Source organism: Bacilli bacterium (assembly GCA_035326105.1).
Classification (GTDB): domain Bacteria; phylum Bacillota_I; class Bacilli_A; order RFN20; family CAG-826; genus UBA7706.
Genome location: DAOKYO010000001.1, coordinates 342,359 through 358,973 on the forward strand (window position 1 = coordinate 342,359; position 16,615 = coordinate 358,973).

At 35.1% G+C, this 16,615-nt stretch carries 15 protein-coding genes; 13 read left to right on the top strand and 2 right to left on the bottom strand.

Annotation, left to right across the window (positions count from 1 at the left end; translation table 11 throughout):
• Positions 1-2 precede the first annotated feature (2 nt).
• From PKC96_01615 to PKC96_01630, 4 genes are all read left to right on the top strand, one after another.
• On the top strand, positions 3-5,138 hold the full coding sequence (locus PKC96_01615; GenBank protein ID HMM00024.1) for a DEAD/DEAH box helicase: 5,136 nt from the start codon (positions 3-5) through the stop codon (positions 5,136-5,138).
• Positions 5,139-6,419: 1,281 nt separating this feature from the next.
• Positions 6,420-7,313 (top strand): helix-turn-helix domain-containing protein, encoded by an 894-nt coding sequence (locus PKC96_01620; GenBank protein HMM00025.1) that lies wholly within the window; start codon positions 6,420-6,422, stop codon positions 7,311-7,313.
• A 13-nt stretch (positions 7,314-7,326) separates the two neighbouring features.
• On the top strand, positions 7,327-9,765 hold the full coding sequence (locus PKC96_01625; GenBank protein HMM00026.1) for a DUF5050 domain-containing protein: 2,439 nt from the start codon (positions 7,327-7,329) through the stop codon (positions 9,763-9,765).
• A gap of 10 nt (positions 9,766-9,775) precedes the next feature.
• Positions 9,776-10,150, top strand: a complete 375-nt coding sequence (locus tag PKC96_01630) for a hypothetical protein (protein HMM00027.1) — start codon at positions 9,776-9,778, stop codon at positions 10,148-10,150.
• 160 nt (positions 10,151-10,310) lie between these two features.
• Here the strand turns inward: PKC96_01630 and PKC96_01635 are convergent, their stop codons facing one another.
• Complete coding sequence (locus PKC96_01635; GenBank protein HMM00028.1) at positions 10,311-10,454, bottom strand: hypothetical protein; 144 nt, start codon at positions 10,452-10,454, stop codon at positions 10,311-10,313.
• Between the two features lie 290 nt (positions 10,455-10,744).
• Here PKC96_01635 and PKC96_01640 point away from each other — a divergent pair, with 290 nt between their 5' ends.
• The 5 genes from PKC96_01640 (at position 10,745) to PKC96_01660 (ending at position 13,443) form a co-directional block, all read left to right on the top strand.
• A complete protein-coding gene (locus PKC96_01640) occupies positions 10,745-11,341 on the top strand; it encodes an N-acetyltransferase (GenBank protein ID HMM00029.1) in 597 nt (198 codons plus the stop codon).
• 76 nt (positions 11,342-11,417) lie between these two features.
• The gene (locus PKC96_01645; protein ID HMM00030.1) at positions 11,418-11,915 is read left to right on the top strand and encodes a hypothetical protein; all 498 of its coding nucleotides are present in this window, start codon (positions 11,418-11,420) and stop codon (positions 11,913-11,915) included.
• A gap of 14 nt (positions 11,916-11,929) precedes the next feature.
• Complete coding sequence (locus PKC96_01650; GenBank protein HMM00031.1) at positions 11,930-12,352, top strand: pyridoxamine 5'-phosphate oxidase family protein; 423 nt, start codon at positions 11,930-11,932, stop codon at positions 12,350-12,352.
• Positions 12,353-12,473: 121 nt separating this feature from the next.
• Entirely contained in the window at positions 12,474-12,824 is a 351-nt protein-coding gene (locus PKC96_01655; GenBank protein HMM00032.1) for a dihydropteridine reductase, read from the top strand.
• Positions 12,825-12,843: 19 nt separating this feature from the next.
• Positions 12,844-13,443, top strand: coding sequence for a TetR/AcrR family transcriptional regulator (locus tag PKC96_01660; GenBank protein HMM00033.1), 600 nt, complete (start codon positions 12,844-12,846; stop codon positions 13,441-13,443).
• Here PKC96_01660 and PKC96_01665 read toward each other — a convergent pair.
• Positions 13,440-14,012 carry a TetR/AcrR family transcriptional regulator gene (locus tag PKC96_01665; GenBank protein HMM00034.1) on the bottom strand — a complete coding sequence of 191 codons (573 nt, stop codon included), beginning with the start codon at positions 14,010-14,012 and terminating at the stop codon, positions 13,440-13,442. The genes PKC96_01660 and PKC96_01665 overlap by 4 nt on opposite strands.
• 134 nt (positions 14,013-14,146) lie before the next feature.
• Here PKC96_01665 and PKC96_01670 point away from each other — a divergent pair, with 134 nt between their 5' ends.
• From PKC96_01670 to PKC96_01685, 4 genes are read left to right on the top strand one after another with little or no spacing between them, the layout of a single operon-like run.
• On the top strand, positions 14,147-14,473 hold the full coding sequence (locus PKC96_01670) for a carboxymuconolactone decarboxylase family protein (protein HMM00035.1): 327 nt from the start codon (positions 14,147-14,149) through the stop codon (positions 14,471-14,473).
• 1 nt (position 14,474) lies between these two features.
• Complete coding sequence (locus tag PKC96_01675) at positions 14,475-14,912, top strand: cupin domain-containing protein (protein ID HMM00036.1); 438 nt, start codon at positions 14,475-14,477, stop codon at positions 14,910-14,912.
• Entirely contained in the window at positions 14,884-15,333 is a 450-nt protein-coding gene (locus tag PKC96_01680; protein HMM00037.1) for a cyclophilin-like fold protein, read from the top strand. The genes PKC96_01675 and PKC96_01680 overlap by 29 nt, the downstream gene beginning before the upstream one ends.
• Before the next feature lie 17 nt (positions 15,334-15,350).
• Entirely contained in the window at positions 15,351-16,334 is a 984-nt protein-coding gene (locus tag PKC96_01685) for an alpha/beta hydrolase (protein HMM00038.1), read from the top strand.
• Positions 16,335-16,615 lie beyond the last annotated feature (281 nt).

Here is a 16,615-nt window from a genome sequence, read left to right on the forward strand (position 1 = left end):
ATATGAAGAACGTTTTAAGCATAAGAAAAACTCATGATTTGATGAAAGATCGTTTTGTCGATTACATTACAAGCCAGTATTTTGGCGAAAATCAACTATTGTTAAATTCTGCAGATGAGCTTTTAAGAAACAACACCAATCTCTTTCAGAAACCGTTTATCGAATCAACCCCATCATATAAGAAAGTAAAAGATGGTATAAAGAATTCCAATATTGATGAAAAGGTTAAAAAATTTTTCTTAGCATTAATTGATAAGAAACTTGGAGTCTTTGAAACTCCTTTTAAACATCAGGTTGATTCTTTGGAACAATTTGTTGAGGGAAGAAATTTGTTCGTGGCAACAGGAACTGGATCAGGTAAAACTGAATGTTTTATGTGGCCAATAATTTATAAATTGGTAAACGAAGCTATAAATGCGCCAAAGACATGGGAAACGAGAGGCGTTAGAACAATTGTTATTTACCCGATGAACGCCTTGGTTTCTGATCAAATCGCAAGGCTTAGATCTATTATCGGTGATCAGAAAAATGAGTTTGTAAAGTTTTTAAATGCATTTGCCCCTAATGAACGAAGACCACAATTTGGCATGTACACTGGTAGAACGCCATATTCCGGGAATGGTATTTCAAAGAAAAACAACAAAGAAATCGCCGATTCCTATGAAAAGAGCTATTTAATCGAGGATGCTTTAACCGAGGAAGAAAAAGTTGAGAAAGAAAAAGATATTGAAGGGTTAAAGAGAATAAATAAATATCCTTCTATAAATATGAAAACCTTTGTCAACGCTTTAAGAAGCGATACACCTGGAGATTATGATTCTTCAAATGATGCTGAACTAATGCTTCGATACGAAATGCAAAGACATTGTCCAGACATTTTGATTACAAACTATTCTATGCTTGAATATATGCTTGTTAGGAAAGTTGAAAGTAATATTTGGTATAGCACAATTAATTGGCTAAATCAGAGCAAAGACAACAAAATCCTCATCGTCATTGATGAAGCTCATATGTATTCTGGCGCGAGTGGTGGCGAGGTTGCTTTCTTGATTAGAAGATTACTCTCTAAACTTGGAATAAATAATGATAGAATTCAGTTCATCATGACAAGCGCCAGTATGCCACACGGCAGTGAAGAGGATATGGTTTATATTCGAAATTTTGTTGAGGCAATCTCTACTTGCAGGGATGACACTTTTGAGTATAACTTTGGTGAAACTGAAGATGTTGTTTTAAACAATCCAATAAAATTCGACGTTAAAGCGTTAGCAGATCTTGCCTTGAAAAATGATGTTTTATCTGATGAAACTATTGCTCAGAATATAAGAATATTTGCCAAAGAAATATTTGGCGAAGAAATAAAAAACAATGAGCAGTTATGGTTATACAAAAACATTTCAAGATATGAGCCCTTTGTAAAATTGCTCAATTTATGTAAGGGCAACGCAGTTTCATATAATGAAATGCAGGATGAGACCATCGGACAACTTGATGAGCAAGGCAATAAAGCATTTGAAAATTTACTTCTTTTAGCACCTCTAGCAAAAGATGACGGAGGAAATGTTTTATTCCCGGCTCGGATTCATTTGTTCTTTAGAGGATTGAACGGAATATATGCTTGCTTGAATCCGGAATGTCACCACCCACATGCAGGAGACGATGTTAAAATCGGGGCGCTTTTCACAAGAGAGAAAGAGCAATGCCCATATTGTCATTCAAAAGTTTTTGAATTAATTAATGATAGGCGTTGTGGCGCCTTATTTATCAAAACATTTATTCATAAAGACGCAATAAATGCAATCGAAGTGAACTGCTGGCCCAGAAAAGGGATAGATGAGAAAGAAGAATTAATGGAATGTCCCTTGTTTATTCTGCCTCCAAATTATGATTTGGAATCTAGGCCTAAAAACACAGAGCTAGCTTACTTTGACTTTATGTCTGGAAAACTATATTCAAGGAACATCAATAAGAAGACATGCATCCGAGTGTTGAAAAGCAGTGTATTTGATACGGATGAGGTTCATTTCGAAGCATGTCCTAAATGTGGAAAAAGATTCAAATTCATTGGTCTATCAGACTTTAAAGTTAAGGGCAATCTTCCTTTTTACAGCATCATAAAAGCTCAGTTTGATGCTCAGCCAATGACGAAAGAACCATCAAAATTTCTTCCCAATGGCGGTAAAAAAGTATTGTTATTTTCAGACTCAAGACAATCTGCCGCAATTTTAGCAAGAGACCTCACTAAACTATCGGATGCTGATGCATTTAAAAAAGCAATTTACCTTGCTATGGGAAAAGTGTATTCATCGGTAGAAAGCAATGAACTGCCAATGAATTATCTATATCCTGCTTTTGTTGAAACATCTATTGAAAACAAATTACGATTCTTCTACGGAAAAGAATTAGATAAATTCGAAGAAGATAAAAAGAGATTGGCCAGATTGCTAGAGAGAAATAAGCGACTAAACCGTAAAAATGATTACTCTAGGATGCAAAGCGAATTAAATACGCCCTGCGCGATGTACCAGGCTGATTTAATCGAACTTTTTTGCAGTCCGACAATTAGTTTCCACAATCTAGGCTTAGGATATATCGCTCCATTAAAAGAAAAGCTTGAAGATGCTTTGTTGGATATTGATGAGCCCAGATTAACCGAAGATGAGTTCATCAAAATTTTCTTATCATTTATCTGTCAAGCTTTTACGGATTCCTTTGCCTTTGATAATACAGTTCCTGAAAACATAAGAAAAGAAGTGAAGTATATTAAAGGAAATCGTTATGGCTTTAACAAATACGATTCTTATATCAATGAGAAAATTAAAGAAAAATATCCGTTAAGTTATTCGAAAATATATGACGCAATCGTGCAAAACTTTTTTCGCAAAGAAGATGAGTATTATTTTTTAAATCTACAGACCGCGAAGATTGTTTTAACGGATGCTGATTATGCTAAGTGGGTTCGTTGCAAGAGATGTGAATCAATTCATCCATTTTCAATTGAAAATCGTTGCTCTATTTGCGGCTCTAGCAACATAGAAGAGAGAAACGTTAAGGATCTAAAGCAAATTGATTATTGGAGAAAACCCATTGTTAGTGAAGAAATAATAAAATCATTAAACACCGAAGAACACACTGCTCAATTGTCTTATAAAGATCAGAAAATCGAGACTTGGGCTAAAACCGAAGACTACGAGATGCGTTTCCAAGATATTAATGTAGAAAAGGAAAATGCCAATCCTATTGATATTTTAAGTTGCACAACAACCATGGAAGTTGGTATTGATATTGGATCTTTAACTGCTATAGGCTTGAGAAATGTCCCTCCTTTAAGAGAAAATTATCAACAAAGGGCGGGCCGAGCCGGTAGAAGAGGAACCTCTTTGTCAACGATTTCAGTATATGCACAAGGCGGCCCCCATGACACTTATTACTTCAACAATCCAGAAAAGATCATTAAAGGAAAGCCGAGAAAACCCTGGATTGATATTAAGAGCGAAAAAATTATCTGCAGACATTTCAATCTGGTCGTCTTTACCAGGTTCTTTGATACAAGGGTGGATTCATTATATGATTGCACGACTAAAGATTTTGTGTCTCAAATTTCAATATTTGAAGAGTTTGTCAATAGAATAATCTTCACCGAGGAAGAAATTGATGTTTTGTTTGTCAAACATGAGACAGACGCCTTCAAGACGAAACTTCTCAAAGATATTGATAATTTTGTTAATGCTTTTGATGGTGATGATAAGAAGAAACTGTTTGATGATTTATTTACAACAGGTATTTTACCAACATATTCATTCCCGTTAGACGTCGTCGAATTTAATATTGAAGGGTTTGACGGATCAACAAAATTATCTCCTCAAAGAGGAATTGACATTGCCTTAAGTGAATATGCTCCAGGGAGGACCATAGTGGTGGATAAGAAGACTTATAAATCCGGTGGCATTTATTCGCCAATGATACGTAAAGACATTGAGAATTTTTATAAACCGGCACTGCCTTATTTCAAAGAAGAAAACGGTTTTTATAGACATGTTTATATGTGTAAAAACCCTTTGTGTGGCTGGTTTGGAAAAACAATGCCACAAAACAACGTCTGTCCGTTCTGTGGAAAACAACTTGAGGAAGATTCGGAAAGAAACGTTATCAGACCGTGGGGGTTTGCACCTATTAATGCAAAAGAAATTTCAGAAAGCGAATTAGACTCTGAACTCACTTATACGGATGAACCTTGTTACTCAGCCACCCCATCAATTGATTTGAAAGAAACAAAATATCCGAACTTAAGGATTTGTAATAGAACTAACGAAGAAGTAATTATCCTAAATAAAGGAAACTATTCTGAAGGTTTTGATATTTGTAGAGATTGTGGAGCAGCGCAACCTCATAATGATAAATCATTAAAGGAAAATGGTATTGGTGCGCCTTTTACATACAAAGGATCAAGAGTTACATGCAGTCATAGAAACACAGAAGAAGGTGTCTTTTTAGGGACAAGTTTTCGAACAGACATGTTTTTCATGCAAATTTATATTGATGTAAACAAAATTACAGATGATGATTTGATTTTGAAATCAGCCGCAATTACTTTATACGAAACAATGAAGTTGTCCGCTAGTAGAATACTTGATATTTCTTATAACGACTTAGCGATAGGAACTAGAACTAGAAGTGATGGAACTAGCAAGTTTGTTGATATTTATTTCTATGATAGCTTGTCAAGCGGTGCTGGATATTCAACTCAAATCGAAGCAAATCTTGATGAAATATTTAAAGACTCTGCAGAAGTTTTAATGAATGATGACAATCAAGATATATGTAATTTCTGGAATCAGAGATTACAGCATTTCTTTAATAAAAAGGTTGCTTTAGATTTGCTAACTTGGATTACTAAATCAAAATTACATGAAGACTTCTCTACAACCGAAACTGAGAATATTTGTGTTCCGTTGACAAATATTTTGAGTAACGAAAATGTTGGAACCTGGTCCATAGCTGACGACATGTTGACTATATCAGGCAATAAATTCAAGATTTCACACGCGTTCTTAAGAAAGAAAACACAAGGATATAGTGATTTCGAAATCACATATTCGTTGCCTAATGTCATTGAGCAAATAAAGAGGATTATTTAGTATCTTTTTTTCGAAAGCCAAATAATCTATATACCCTTAAATTTTAAAATTATTCAAAATTATTTTCTTGTTTTGTAATAACATTTTTTGCTAAAGCCGTTTTTTTGAAAATTATTCATAATTTTTGGAGTGGAATTTACTATTATAAGTGAGGGGACATCGTCTGGTTAAAACAGCTTTTGTTCATATATCTTTTGTGATTCTTTAGAAAAATTTTTTTGATGTAAGAAGAGTTTTTCTACATGCGAAATTTCAAATAACTAATTTGGATTTCAAGTATGTTGCTTTTTGTGATTCAAACAAATCTCTTATCTTTTTGACCTTCTTATACATTCAAAGGCAAGGTGTATGTCAATTAGAGATAAGAAATAAGCAGCAAGAAATTTAGAAAATGCAATTAAGGAAGACAAAAAAATTACTATGCCACTAGATAAATATAAGAAATCTTCAAACAAGATTTTTTTCAATTTAAAATTTAGTTCATTTATTGGCGCTAATTCTTGCCATTTTAGGCTGTTTGGTACGTTTTCAAATAAAGATGATTTTGTTATTTAATTTATGGATTTTGGCGTTGAACTTTTGTTCATAAGAACCGCTATGGATTTCGAGTTTCTTTACTCACTCTTTTCTTTTTGCTTTTCCCTCTGTTGCCGATATTTTTTTTAGAAATCAAGTAAACGATACGTTCATTATCAATCGCTAGAATCTTATTGATGAAGTCATTGAGCAGTTCACCTAATAGGTTAAGATTGCCATTTTCATATTCCTTAAGCTTTTCTTTTATGGACTTGAATTGTGATTTGATGGTGACCTCGCTAATAATGGCTTCATGATTATGCTTGATGAGAAATTGTTACCCCTATTAAGAACATGCTCAAGTTGATTAAGCATGTTTCAAATTATCGCATATATAAAATATGTGTTTTATATAGACTAATTAGATACACGTAAAAGCAATTCCGAATCATGTGGAAATAATTGTTTTTTTGCTTAAAAAGAGTTTATTTGATTTATTTAAACATCACGAAGTAACATAAATTTTACAAATATTGTTTTTTTTTGCTAAAATAATTTGACACAAATAACAAGTGAAGGTAAAAGGGGATTTACTAATCAAACAAATATGATTGAGAGTATAACGTATTTTTGATGTTTTTTATTAAAAATATAAAGATTTTTAGTCACAGGAATTCAATTCCCTTTATTCGCGAATAAATTCCCGTTATTAGTTATTTAATTTTTCCCCAAAAAAGTGAATATATAGGAGAGGAGGTGATTGGCGTGACACTAGGACAGAAACTCAAAAGCTTAAGAATTGAAAAAGACTTAACACAAAAGGGACTAGCAGAGCAATTGAATGTCTCTTTTCAAACCATTAGCAAATGGGAAAATGATGAAAATGAGCCTGATATTACGACTTTGAAGACACTTACCAAAATTTATGGTTGTTCGTACGATTATTTATTTGAGGATGGAAATAAGGATAACAAAACAATCGACGACGAAAGTGAAATTGTGCTCGAACAAGAAAAAAATAAAATCAGCACGTGTTGTGATTGCGGTAAAGAGTTACTTCATAATGATATAGTTCATAATATTGAAAGAAGAACTTCTTCGGGTGTAAAAGAGATGGTTACAATTTGTGACGCATGTTTTAAAAAACATGAAGAAGAAATTGATAGACGCACTCAGGAAGTCGAAGACTCTATGAAAGCAAAACCTTCAGATATCAAAAAAGATAAAGGTATTTTTCATAAAATAACTGATAGAAACGATAAAAAGCCTTTGATTTGGGCGATTATATTTGGAATATTATCGCTGGTTGTTACGCTTATTATTTGCCTTGTGAACTATGAAAGTGTGGGAATTGTTTGGACCATCTGCGCTCCTCTCATTATAGGATACACATTTGTTTCAACGATATACTGCATTTTTACAGCCTCATACGTAAGTGATGTCTTTATGGAAGTGTCTTCATGGTCCATCCGTTTTCCTGGGCTGATTTTTAGTTGGAATTTAGATGGCTTTATATGGTTGATTGCCATGAAGATTTTATTTTTAATTCTTGGATTTTTGTTTGGGGTTGCAGTGTTCTTGCTGGCGCTGGGATTATCCGTAATTTTGTCGGTTTTTTCTTTTGTTCCTTTACTCATTTATAATAAAACACATTATTAGGAGGGGTTTTTATATGAAAAAAAGGTTTGTGGTTATTCCGTTGGTGTTGGTTCTATTATTAGCATCCTGCGACACTTCATCAAACAATTCTAGCAGTTCGGGTTCTAGCGGCTCGGGTTCCAGCAGTTTGGAACCGGCAAAGGAAGATTTTAACGACGTTTTCTTCGATAGTGGCACGTTTATATATGACGGCGGCTCCCACATTCTTTCTGAAGTGAGGGGTGTGCCGGACAATACAAATATTGTTTATACAGGACGAGAAGCTTATACCGATGTTGGAACATATCCGGCAACGGCTAAGTTAACAAAAGAAGGCTATAATGATAAAACTTTAAATGCCAGTCTTACGATTAGTCCCGCTGATTTTAGTGGCTTGGTATATGAAAGTGTTACCATAACATATGATGGGAAAGAACACATTAATGATGTCAAATTAGTGGGTGTTCTTCCTCCCGACACCTCAACGGAAGAAACAGTAACAAATGCGGAGGGTGAACAAGTTACCAGTGCGATTGAAGTCGGAACTTATACATATGAGGTTGTTATTACAAATAAAAATTATACTCAGTTAACAAAGAGTGCGACTTTAACCATAAAAGCCCAAAAGAAAGATATGCCAGTGTTTGTTTCTAGTGATGGGAAAACATATTTTTCAAATGGTTTACATAACTCTTATCTATATTCTTGGGATTCCGCTGACGGCTTAAATCTGATTGATTATTCATCGCCTAAAGAATTTAACAAATATAGTAGCACAGAAGCTATTTTTATTACTGGATCGGCCTTTTTAAATTCGGCCAAACAAATTAAAAATGGTGACGTTAATGTTTTATATACTGATGGAAATATTGACGATTTTGTAAAATATAGTGAATCCGTATATTACTACTCAAGCAATTCATTAAAAGCGGATAAATCTGGAATTTATAGGGTAGATTCGACGGACTCAGATGCGGAACCGATTGTGACAAAAGTCTTCACCGGAAAGAGTGACAATCTCTCCATCTACGGAAATAGTCTTTATTTTTCCAATGGCAATGACAGCAAACATTTATATAGAATGAATTTATCCACAAACACGATTTCATTAGTACTAAATGAAAAAGTACATGAATATGTTATTGATGGAAATAGACTTTATTGCACGGTCAATGGCTTACTCAACGATTATATTGGATATGTAGACTTAACAGACACTAGTTTTGAATTAACAAAAATTACTGATTATGCAGGTGAGTACCTAACAATTAAAAACGGCTATCTTTACTTTAATTGTACTGATTTAGTTGCCCATATTGATTCTTCGATTAAAGGCGTGTGGCGAATTAATCTATCAAGCCTGGCAAAAGAGCATATCTTTGCAACTGAGGATGTGAATGGTTTTGATGTAGACTCCTTATCTACACTAGTTTATATCGATACTGAAGATTATCATTTATATCGTTATGATATTGATTCAAAAGCCAAAGTAGACTTGTTAGCAGACTTTGTTGCTCCTGAAGAAATACCATTAAATACTGGCGGAAAAACTATTTCCATAGGTACCAAAACATACTTTTTAAATATGTATGCCGGCAAGACACTATATGTTTACGATGAGGTAGCAAAGAAAAGTTCTCAACTTACTTCTAATAAAATTGCCGACTTCTTTATTTATGACGGCATTATGTACTTTAACCAAGTAACAATGCTAACGAATAATGATTTATACACTGTTAACTTATCAACTGGTGGGGAAGCGACAAAATTGAGTCCCAACGATGTTAGAAATATGGTTTCCGATGGAACCTATATCTACGCTACCCATTATAATTTTGCTGGTGCCAGCGGTGGCATTTCAAGAATGAAATTAGACGGCACTGATTATGTGAAATTTTCCGAGTGCAATGGGGCCAAAAATTTAACTATTAGAGACGAAAAACTCTATTATATCAACTCCTCAACCGGCCAGGACAATGGTGACATCGAATTTATTTCTCTAAATTCAATTACCTCTTCTTCAGAAAACCTAGGGGGGACAAATCTTTCTCAAGATATTAAGAACGTTAAGCAGTTTGCATTTGATAACGATAATATCTTTTATATCTATAACGGAACAATCGAAAACTCTGTCAGAAGGACTGATTTCGCATCTTTAGACGCGGGGATTAAACTTGCAAGCAGTAAAACAAATCCGAGCGAGATTATCTTAAGTGGTGAATACGTTTATTATTATTCTTATGCCGCTACTGCTTCAGGCAGTGCAGGATTTTATAGGGTTAGAAAGACGGCATCAGGTGATGGAACGCAAGAATTAATTCTCGGGTATAATAATCTATATTATGCTTCTAGTCTATCAATTTCAGCATCGGGCTATCTTTATTTTTTGAACTATATTCCTAAATTAGTGCTTGGGAATGCCCATTTTTATCAAATCAATCTAGACACTAAAGCAATAAGCGAAATAAATTAGGAGTGCGTTTATGAACATTGAAACGAAAACCATCAGGTATGGTGTCGATGAATATTTGAAGTTTGGCTGGAGCCACACCGAGGAAGTTAGGAGATTAAGTGGAAGGTCTTACTATAGTGAATATATTCTTGCCAGAGATAAAGACATGCAAAATTACAAACTTGTTAAAGCTCTCGAAAGCAAGTATTTTGATCTTAAAAATCAAAAGAAAAACTACACACCCATAGATGGTTTGTGGTGTTTTATTGCATTTGCTTGTTTGATTTTTCCCGGCATTGTATATGTAGCATTTAAGTTGAATCAAAAAACAAGAATAGAGGCTTTTAATGCGGATGTTCAGAGTAAAATGGATGCCGTTGTAAAGGAAGTTACGCCTTTAATCTAGAACTGATTACCAAAGAAAACTGATAATTTGCATGTTTTTTTGTGTTTCCGGTGTTAGCACTAAACCAGTGAAAAAATCTTGTATAGACTACTGGAGGCGACGTTTTATTCTGTTTCAGTTTTAATTTCTAGGATATCGAGGTACTTATCATATTAGTAGGTCACAATCTTTGTTTTTCCTTATTGGTGGAAGAAATAATGACCATATCAATAGAATCTTGGATGAGTTTTTTGGCGGTTTGTTTACTGATGTCGAGGTCACTTATCGCATCATTAGAATTATAATTACCAAACGAGAAGTACATTCAATTAATATCTTATGGTCAAATTTTATAATCATAATGTTTTTTAACACAAATCTTTAATTTTTCTCGCCTAACAAACTATATGATTCCCTTTGCATCTATCTATGTACTGAGATTTGAGACCGTTAATTATCGCAAATCTTTTAGACGATGATTGTAAGGGGAATTATTCGCATTTACCATAAGATAGATATAAGAAAATAATTTTTATTAAAGTAATTTAATTAAAATATTTTTTTGTCGTACTTGTTAAAGACAGATAGGGCTATAATAAATCGGGAATAAGTATTATGTTAAGAATTATTAAAGAGACAAAAAAGTATTATCATCAAGCGGAAGAATGCATTCAAAGGGCCTTCTGGAATGTTTATATGCCTGGTTGTGAAGAACATTATTTGGTGCATAAAATGAGAAATTCACCGAATTATATTTCTAATTTATCGTTTCTTGCTCTAGACAATGATTATGTTGTGGGAGCGATATATGGGAGTATAGCTAAATATAATAGTGATGATATCATTACCTTTGGTCCTTTGGGCGTAGATCCTAAGTACCAGCATCAGGGTATCGGGGGAATGCTAGTACAGGAATTTATCAAAGAAGTTAAAAAAATTGGCTATAAAGCTGTTGTGATAACGGGTGTGCCGGAGTATTATCCACGTTTTGGGTTCCAAGATTGTTATAAGTTAGGAATTAGGATGGACGATGGGACTCAATTTCCGGCTTTGATGGGCCTAGAATTAGAAAAAGGATATTTTGATAACAATCCCGGCATTTTTAAAGAAGCAGCGGTGTTTTTTGGCTTGGATCGAAATGAAGTCGAAAAATATAATAGCCTCTTTCCGCCTTTAGAAAAAAAGGTTTTACCTGGCCAGTGGAAAAAGTAAATAAAAAGGTCGTCTAAGATATTTTGAGTTTTAACAAATCGTAGGTATATAATGAATAATATTTTTTAAGAAGGTTGTGGATGAAATGGTTAAATGGATTAGGCTTTATAAAAGCCAATACTTAGGATTCTTTGCTTTAGGCCTTCTTTTATTTGCCGTTCAAGAATTGCCCTATGGGATAATGCCCTTATTTCATCTTTCGGCGAATCCAATTATGGAAATGACGGAAGCATCCCCGTTTCTAAACATATTAGAAAAAGTATTGGGAACATTATCAATCGCCGCCCTAATTCTTGTCGTTGAAAAAAACTCAAGGTGGTTTTCCTTATCATCAAAAAAGGAACTTATTTTCTTTATTCTAGCAATGGTGATGTTAGGCATAAATTTTGGCGGTTGGGCATTTTATTTTAATGGCTATCAAAGTAAAGCTCTTATGATCGTATGTCTGGTTGCCGCGGTTCCTCTATATTATGTATTTTTGGGTTTATGGAGAAAGAACTATATTCTAACCATTGCCGGGATTTTGTTTTTTATTGTGCACGTAAGTCATGTTTCAATGAATTTATTGATGTAAAAAAGGAGAACGACATGTTAAATGAACAGATTAAAGCCATTTTGGACGAACGATTTAAAAAAGACTCGCTGCTGGCTTTAGCAACCATAAACGGTGACTACCCGAGTGTTAGAACAGTAAATGTCTATTATGAAAATGAGTGCTTTTATATTATTACGCACGCCTTATCCAATAAAATGAAGCATATTGACCATAATCCACATGTTGCTCTATCTGGAGAGTGGTTTTCAGCGCATGGAGTGGCTATTAATCTAGGGTATTTTGGCAAAGACGAAAATAAAAAATTAGCCAATAAACTAGCGAAGGTTTTTTCTTCGTGGATTAATAACGGGCATAACAATTTTGCCGATAAAAATACCATTATTCTCTGTATTAGATTAAATAATGGGGTTCTTTTTAGTAATGGAACCAGATATGAACTTACTTTTGGGGTATAAACAAGCAAAGCTTAATTAATGGCAAAAAGCCTTTAAATCAACATTTACATTATTCTGTGTTGTTCGGTTCACTTAGGATGCATCCTATATTAAGGGTGTAGTCATTAAGGAGGAGCAGAAAATGAATACAGATAAAATTTATGCCGAGCATGTCGCTCAAGAATATTCGATTAAAGATGCGTCTAAGGTAATCGCGCTTAAAAAATTAGATAAGCGAGCCAAATTGCCCGCAAGTATCTTCACCTACACCTTTGGCATTTTTTCTTCATTAGTGTTAGGCGTTGGCATGTGTTTGTCAATGGAGGTAATCGGGCCCCAAACCCCCGCCATGTTTATCCTCGGAATTATAATAGGATTACTAGGATTCGCTGGCTGTGGATTCAATTATCCGATTTATAGCAAGATCTTAGAAAAGTCAAAAAGAAAATATGCCGCGGATATTATTGCCTTGGCTAATGAGATTACCGACTAAATAAGAAGGGAGCAGTATTATGAATAAATCCGAATCGAAATATTTCAATACTGCTCGTTTTTTTGACGAAGCGCTGATTAATATTTTGAATAAAAAGGAATACCAATTTATTACAGTTAAGGAAATATGCAAGGAAGCTGGAGTTAATCGCTCGACTTTCTATCTGCATTATGAAACGATTAATGATCTTCTAGAGGAGACGATAGAATACTATGAAAATAAATTCTTTTTCTCTTTTCAAAATCAGCAAAGTGACTTTGTCAATCAAATCACTACGATAGAATTTGCGAAGTTGGATTTAATCACTCCTGCCTATTTAACCCCCTATTTGACCTATGTTAAAGAAAATAAAAAACTATTTAAAGCATTTATCGGTCACCCTAAGACAATGAATGCCGATAAAAGTTATCGCCAATTAAGCGAAAGAATATTTATGCCGATTCTCAGCCGTTTTAACATACCTGCCGCAAAACAGCCATTTTATATTTCCTATTTTATTCACGGCATGATGGCTATTATGGAGGAGTGGATCAAGGAAGGATGCATGACGCCAATTGACGAGGTGATTGAAATAATAACTAACTGTGTTAAACACACCAATAACGGCAGTATTATTTAATTTAGATCAAGCGAATTAACCCCTTCGGTAAATAGGTTGCCCGTCAAGTTAATTAAGTGCTGAATAGAGATTTTCTTTCCATCTTTTACCCATTGTCGATATATGTTTACGGATGATAATCCTAGAAATGTATTGATAATATTTTGCTCTTCTCGGCTATATTTTTGGTAAGGATTATAAAGGCTTCGATTGCGCTTCAGCATTACTTCAAAGAAGCGATTAGAGTAAACTTGATATGAATCGGAGCAAACTAATTTCTCCATGTAAGGTTCCTGTTTGGCCATAAACTCAAAAAACACCTTATTCGTGTCCTTAAAAGAATGAATAAGGGGATACTGATCCATAAAGGAGGCATAATCAGATACCAGCTCTTGGAATAGATCATCAAACAGCGCTTCTATACAACTGAAGTGCAGATAAAATGTCTTGCGATTTATCATCGCTTTTTGAGTGATTCTCTGGACGGTTATTTTTGAGGCATCAAGTTCCATAATCAACTCTTTAACCGCGGATTTAATACCGGACTTGGTTCTGATTACCCGCAAGTCATTTTTGTTTTCTTTTGGCATATTCAACCTCCTTCAATTACCAGTTTTACATAACTGGGGTATAATTCCCACATTGGTAATATTGGCAATTGTTTTCCCCTATTACTTAAATTATCGTAGAAATGGAAAGGAAAGCAAGTTAAAGGAAAAAGGAAATGATAAAACAAGATGCCGGTCGAAAAAGTCTAGGAGATTTTGCCCCCGCTTTTGCTCATTATAATGATGACATTCTCTTCGGTGAAAACTGGAACGATTCCGGGATTGATATTAAAACCCGCTGCATCGTTACTTTGAGTAGCCTGATTAGCCAAGGAATAACGGACACATCGCTTCAATATCACATAAGCAATGCTAAGAAAAATGGAGTGAGTCTGAGCGAATTTGCCGCAATTGTTACGCATATCGCTTTTTATGCCGGATGGCCTAAGGCCTGGGCGGCTTTCAATATAGGCAAAAAAATATATACCGAGGGGCAAAAATAGTATGAAATATATGGTTAAAAGTGATTTTGAGCAGAAAAATGTGTTTGGATTAGGGATGCCGAATGTCAATTATGCAAAGTATTTTATTGGCAATTCCTATCTTAATCCGTTGACTGATCCAAAGGAAACCCCGCTATTTATGGCTAACGTAACATTTGAACCCGGATGCCGAAATAATTGGCATATACATCACGCCAAAAAAGGCGGCGGTCAGACGTTAATCTGTGTTGCCGGCGAAGGCTGGTATCAAGAAGAAGGGAAAAAGCCGATATCCCTCGAACCGGGAATGGTCGTTGAAATAAAGCCGGAGATCAAGCATTGGCATGGAGCTAAAAAAGATTCTTGGTTTGCACATATCGCGATAGAGATTCCCGGGGAGGACACCAGTAACGAATGGCTGGAACCGGTAGATGAAGAAGATTATAAGCGCCTTATTTAGTTGGGCATTTGTCGTCTGCTTTTTACTTAGTGGCTGTGGGGATAATGTGCAAAATAAAGGAAGTGAAAATTCTATTATGAATATAAGCGCAAACGGATATAGTCTGAATGTGGATCTGGTTGATAATTCATCCGTCCGGAATTTAATTGAAATTCTAAAGGAAAAGCCTCTGGTTGTGCCGATGTCAGATTATGAAAATTTTGAAAAAGTCGGGGATCTCGGTCACGAGTTGCCGCGAAATGACGAAGCAATTACGACCGAACCGGGGGATGTTATCCTTTTTCAAGGAAGATATCTGGTCATCTACTATGGGAAGAATTCCTGGTCGTTTACGCGCCTGGGAAAAATCAATAATACTTCCAAGGAAGAATTATTAAGAATTTTTGGGCCGGGTGACGTTCAAGTTACCCTTTCCCTGTAAGAAAGAAGGAAATTAATATGTTTAAAGCTGAAAATTTGGTTTTAGAGCAAAATTGGGATAAAGTTTTCCCCAAGAATAGTATGGTTGATCATCAAAAAGTGACATTTGTTAACCGGTTTGGAATTACCTTAGCAGCGGATGCTTACACGCCGAAGAATTATAAAGGAAAACTTTCGGCGCTTGCCGTTGCCGGACCTTTTGGAGCGGTTAAGGAGATGTCGTCCGGACTTTATGCGCAAGAAATGGCAAGCCGTGGCTTTTTGACATTGGCCTTTGACCCCTCCTTTACAGGAGAGTCGGGCGGTTTACCGCGCAACACCAATTCGCCCGATATTAATACGGAGGATTTTTCGGCCGCGATTGACTACCTGTCTACGCTTGATAACGTCAATCCGGAAGCGATTGGCATCATCGGGATTTGTGGTTGGGGAGGATTTGCGCTTAATGCGGCGGCCATCGATACACGGATTAAAGCAACAGTAACTTCCACCATGTACGACATGTCGCGGGTTACAGCTTATGGCTACTTCGATAGTTTAGATGAAGATGGACGGTATGCACTAAGACAGAAGCTTAATAAGCAAAGAACAGAAGATTTTAAAAATGGTGTTTATCAAACAGCTGGTGGACTGCCGACGGTAGAGAGTTTACCCGCCAATGCGCCGAGTTTCCTCAAAGATTATGTAATGTATTACATGACTAAACGGGGCTATCATAAAAGATGTCCAAACGCTAATGGAGGCTTCTTAGCAACAGCGAATATGTCTTTACTGAATGCGAAGTTACTTTCGTTTGTTAGTGAAATTCGTAATCCTGTTTTAATGATTCATGGTGAAAAGGCACATTCGCTTTACTTCTCGCAAGCGGCATTTAAGCTCCTTAAAGGCGACAACAAGGAACTGATGATTATTCCGGGAGCCGTTCATACTGATCTATATGATAACTATGAATTTATTCCGTTTGATAAAATAGAAAGCTTTTTTAAAGCTAATTTAAAGTAAGACATTCTTTCTAAGGCAATGGCGACAAAGGGTTTTAATTTCAAAATTAAAGCCCTTTTTTATTGTATTTAAAAATAGTGGCGATTATTAAATTAGGAACAAAATGATGAGAAAAGAAAAAGCTAAAGAATTCATCAAGAAAAATGCGCGGCCAATTGATTTGGCTGTCTACTAATTTTTTTATAAAAGAAAATAAGCGAGATATAATTAATGAATTGACGAAGTGTCAAAATAGCGATGAAGGATTTGATATTTTCTGGAAAAGAAGCACTCCATATACT

Coding starts and splice junctions, on each gene's coding strand:
- PKC96_01685 (HMM00038.1), top strand. CDS start 15,351: ATGTTTAAAGCTGAAAATTTGGTTTTAGAGCAAAATTGGGATAAAGTT.
- PKC96_01660 (HMM00033.1), top strand. CDS start 12,844: ATGAATAAATCCGAATCGAAATATTTCAATACTGCTCGTTTTTTTGAC.
- PKC96_01635 (HMM00028.1), bottom strand. CDS start 10,454: ATGTACTTCTCGTTTGGTAATTATAATTCTAATGATGCGATAAGTGAC.
- PKC96_01630 (HMM00027.1), top strand. CDS start 9,776: ATGAACATTGAAACGAAAACCATCAGGTATGGTGTCGATGAATATTTG.
- PKC96_01655 (HMM00032.1), top strand. CDS start 12,474: ATGAATACAGATAAAATTTATGCCGAGCATGTCGCTCAAGAATATTCG.
- PKC96_01650 (HMM00031.1), top strand. CDS start 11,930: ATGTTAAATGAACAGATTAAAGCCATTTTGGACGAACGATTTAAAAAA.
- PKC96_01625 (HMM00026.1), top strand. CDS start 7,327: ATGAAAAAAAGGTTTGTGGTTATTCCGTTGGTGTTGGTTCTATTATTA.
- PKC96_01680 (HMM00037.1), top strand. CDS start 14,884: ATGAAGAAGATTATAAGCGCCTTATTTAGTTGGGCATTTGTCGTCTGC.
- PKC96_01615 (HMM00024.1), top strand. CDS start 3: ATGAAGAACGTTTTAAGCATAAGAAAAACTCATGATTTGATGAAAGAT.
- PKC96_01670 (HMM00035.1), top strand. CDS start 14,147: ATGATAAAACAAGATGCCGGTCGAAAAAGTCTAGGAGATTTTGCCCCC.
- PKC96_01640 (HMM00029.1), top strand. CDS start 10,745: ATGTTAAGAATTATTAAAGAGACAAAAAAGTATTATCATCAAGCGGAA.
- PKC96_01675 (HMM00036.1), top strand. CDS start 14,475: ATGAAATATATGGTTAAAAGTGATTTTGAGCAGAAAAATGTGTTTGGA.
- PKC96_01665 (HMM00034.1), bottom strand. CDS start 14,012: ATGCCAAAAGAAAACAAAAATGACTTGCGGGTAATCAGAACCAAGTCC.